Below are 1,248 nucleotides of genomic sequence, written 5' to 3'. Positions count from 1 at the left end.
GACGACGACGCACTTGAGAACCATCATCAATTAAACGTGTGTCTAATACTTTAGTATCATCAGATTGACAAAATGGACAACGCATATAGGCTTAATTTAATTATAAACTGGGTGCTTAACACAAAGACTAGTGACTTTTTCTCTAACCTGGTCAATCATAGCCTCATTCTCTAAATCTGCACAAATATCACACATCCACATGGCTAAATCGGCACAATCAGCTTCATTAAAACCACGCGTTGTCACCGCTGGCGTACCCACACGAATACCACTAGTTACAAAAGGAGACTGTGGATCATTAGGTACAACATTCATATTAACTGTAATATACGCACTATCTAAGGCAGCATCTACTGCTTTACCTGTTAGCCCTTGGTCAATAAAACTTACTAAAAACAAATGGTCATCCGTACCACCAGACACCACATCAAAACCGCGTTCAATAAATATATTAGCCATCACTTGTGCATTAATCTTTACTTGCTTTTGATAAACTTTATATTCATCACTCATTGCCTCTTTAAAACTCACCGCTTTAGCAGCAATAACATGCATCAGTGGCCCACCTTGAATACCAGGGAAAATAGCAGAATTAAGTTTCTTCTCAATTGCCTCATTGGCCTTAGCCAAAATTAAACCACCGCGAGGGCCACGAAGTGTTTTATGCGTAGTTGTTGTAGTCACATCTGCAATTGCCACTGGAGATGGATACTCACCCGTTACCACCAAACCCGCAACATGTGCCATATCAACCATTAAATAAGCGCCAGCAGTATCTGCAATTTCTCTAAAATATTGCCAATCAACTACACGTGAATACGCTGAAAAACCAGCAATAATCATTTTGGGCTTATGCTTCTTTACCAAAGCTTCAACTTGCTCATAATTAATCTCACCTGTTTTCTCGTTCAAACCGTACTGAATGGCATTAAAATTTTTACCCGAAAACGAAGGTGCAGCACCATGCGTTAAATGCCCGCCATGCACCAAACTCATACCTAAAATTGTATCTCCAGGTACTAACAATGCCTGAAAAACCGCAGCATTCGCTTGAGAACCAGAATGCGGTTGAACATTCGCATAATCTGCACCAAATAATACCTTAGCACGATCAATCGCCAATTGTTCAACTGTATCAACATATTCACACCCACCATAATAGCGCTTACGAGGATAACCCTCAGCATACTTATTCGTCAATTGCGAGCCTTGCGCCTCCATCACTGCAGGTGAGGTGTAGTTTTCACT

At 40.7% G+C, this 1,248-nt stretch carries 2 protein-coding genes; both read right to left on the bottom strand.

Going from position 1 to position 1,248, the window contains the following annotated elements; all coding sequences use genetic code 11:
* On the bottom strand, positions 1-85 hold an 85-nt coding region (locus BOW51_RS11755), incomplete at its 3' end, for an NrdR family transcriptional regulator (protein WP_442468244.1).
* 11 nt (positions 86-96) lie between these two features.
* A partial coding sequence (gene glyA / locus BOW51_RS10885) for a serine hydroxymethyltransferase (RefSeq protein WP_078477719.1) occupies positions 97-1,248 on the bottom strand: 1,152 nt, incomplete at its 5' end.

Source organism: Solemya elarraichensis gill symbiont, from assembly GCF_002021095.1.
Lineage (GTDB): Bacteria > Pseudomonadota > Gammaproteobacteria > Chromatiales > Chromatiaceae.
Note: the sequence above shows the minus strand (reverse complement) of the source record. Positions and strands in the feature narration are given on the sequence as shown.